Origin of the sequence: Pseudomonas emilianonis (assembly GCF_023072625.1) — a bacterium.
In the GTDB taxonomy this organism is placed as follows: Bacteria; Pseudomonadota; Gammaproteobacteria; order Pseudomonadales; family Pseudomonadaceae; genus Aquipseudomonas; species Aquipseudomonas paraveronii.
In genome coordinates this window covers 1-2,457 of sequence record NZ_JAKNRV010000543.1, presented here as the reverse complement: position 1 = coordinate 2,457, position 2,457 = coordinate 1, and the positions used below count along the sequence as shown (strand labels likewise).

Below are 2,457 nucleotides of genomic sequence, written 5' to 3'. Positions count from 1 at the left end.
CCAGCGCTTCGTTCCTGTGGTTCGCCACGCTGGCGCTGGGCGCCGCCTGGCTGGCCCCGTGGCTGGCACGTCCGACGACATGGCGTCTACTCGACCTTTTGGTGGCGGCGATGATGTTCAGCGTCGCCTATCAATTGATCAGCGCGTGATAGATATTCCAAAACGCTCTGGAACCTCTATCCCACACAGTTGTTGCGTGGTTTTGCCACACCCCCGGTGCTATGATCCGGACCCTGCGCCGCAAAGAGTACAAACTCCCCGGCGCTTGTTTGGCCGCCCGTGATCGGCCTTGCGCTCACCGCAACTGACCTGATTAGGAGAATCATCATGGCTTTCGAATTGCCGCCGCTGCCCTACGCACACGATGCCCTGCAGCCGCACATTTCCAAGGAAACCTTGGAATACCACCACGACAAGCATCACAACACCTATGTCGTGAACCTGAACAACCTGGTGCCTGGCACCGAGTTCGAAGGCAAGACCCTGGAAGAAATCGTCAAATCTTCTTCGGGCGGTATCTTCAACAACGCCGCTCAGGTCTGGAACCACACCTTCTACTGGAACTGCCTGGCGCCAAACGCCGGCGGTCAACCGACCGGCGCGCTGGCTGAAGCCATCAACGCTGCGTTCGGTTCGTTCGACAAGTTCAAGGAAGAATTCACCAAGACGTCCGTCGGCACCTTCGGTTCCGGTTGGGGCTGGCTGGTGAAAAAGGCTGACGGTTCCCTGGCCCTGGCCAGCACCATCGGCGCCGGCAACCCGCTGACCAGCGGCGACACCCCGCTGCTGACCTGCGACGTCTGGGAACACGCTTACTACATCGACTACCGCAACGTGCGTCCAAAGTATGTGGAAGCGTTCTGGAACCTGGTCAACTGGAAGTTCGTGGCTGAGCAGTTCGAAGGCAAGACCTTCACTGCCTAAGCAACCCTTGCAGTAAAAAGAGCCCGGCGATTGCCGGGCTTTTTTTGTGCGTTCGACGGCGGCGCCAGCCGGGCATGACGGAACCAACTGCTCGGAAATTGCCACCCAGGCAGTGAGAGGAATGTCCCTTTCATTCAATGTCGGAGAATTAACTTATGATCGCAGGCGCAGCAGGATTAGGAGCAGCAGCCTCAGCACTCGCCCCGGTGTTACTGCCGTTGGCGGAGCAAGCCGCCAGTATGGCCATGGGTGTCGCAAAGGACCTTCTAAGTAACGCAACGAGTGCTGGCTCAAACGCAACGAATCAACAGCAGCAAATCAAATTCTGATTGAGCAGACATATCCACCCGTCCCTGACGGGTGCGCGTAAAAGGTGGCGGAACAAAACCGGTCCGCCATCTCCTGAATTCCTCCTCGCCTGACAGCCCCACCTGCAACAGACTGGCCAACCATGACGTCATAGAGCATGGCCGCGCAATGTTCCTTTGACTGCCATCACCAGATTGCCAATACTCATGGCATATTGAAGGCCACCCGCATGAGACAAGGAATGCCCCTTTGAAGCTGGAACTCAAAAACAGCTTGTCGGTGAAGTTGCTACGGGTTGTGCTGCTGTCGGCATTGATCGTGGGCGTGGCGCTGAGCGTGGCGCAGATCGTTTTCGATGCCTACAAGACGCGCCAGGCCGTGGCCGATGATGCCCAGCGCATCCTCGACATGTTCCGCGACCCCTCGACCCAGGCCGTCTACAGCCTGGACCGCGAGATGGGCATGCAGGTGATCGAAGGCCTGTTTCAGGACGGCGCGGTGCGCATGGCTTCCATCGGCCATCCCAACGAAACCATGCTCGCGGAAAGAAGCCGCGCCTTACAGCAATCCTCCAGCCGCTGGTTGACCGACCTGATTCTCGGCCAGGAACGCACGTTCACCACCGCCCTGGTCGGCAAAGGCCCCTATAGCGAATATTACGGCGACCTGAGCATCACCCTTGATACGGCCACCTACGGCAAGAGTTTTATTGTCAGCTCGGTGATCATCTTTATTTCCGGCGTGCTGCGCGCATTGGCCATGGGCCTGGTGCTGTACCTGGTGTATCACTGGCTGCTGACCAAGCCGCTGTCGCGGATTATCGAGCACCTGACGTCGATCAACCCCGACCGCCCCAGCGAGCACAAGATCCCCCAGATCAAGGGCCACGAGCGCAATGAACTGGGGCTGTGGATCAATACGGCCAACCAGTTGCTCGAGTCCATCGAACGCAACACCCACCTGCGCCACGAGGCGGAATCCAGCCTGCTGCGCATGGCCCAGTACGATTTTCTCACCGGCCTGCCGAACCGCCAGAAACTGCAGGAGCAACTGGACAAGATCCTGATCGACGCCGGCCGCCGACAACGTCGCGTGGCAGTGTTGTGCGTGGGCCTGGATGACTTCAAAAGCGTCAACGAGCAGTTCACCTACCAGGCGGGCGACAAACTGCTGCTGGCCCTGGCTGATCGTCTGCGCGCCCACAGCGGCCGCCTCGGCGCCCTC

The 2,457-nt window shown here is 59.1% G+C and carries 3 protein-coding genes; all 3 read left to right on the top strand.

Going from position 1 to position 2,457, the window contains the following annotated elements:
- Positions 1–149 (top strand): LysE family transporter (locus tag L9Z73_RS29065; protein WP_247408295.1); only part of this gene is annotated, 149 nt, incomplete at its 5' end.
- A 178-nt stretch (positions 150–327) separates the two neighbouring features.
- On the top strand, positions 328–924 hold the full coding sequence (locus L9Z73_RS29060) for a superoxide dismutase (protein WP_003212997.1): 597 nt from the start codon (positions 328–330) through the stop codon (positions 922–924).
- A 558-nt stretch (positions 925–1,482) separates the two neighbouring features.
- Positions 1,483–2,457: diguanylate cyclase domain-containing protein (locus L9Z73_RS29055; protein WP_247408293.1), on the top strand; the 975-nt coding region annotated here is incomplete at its 3' end.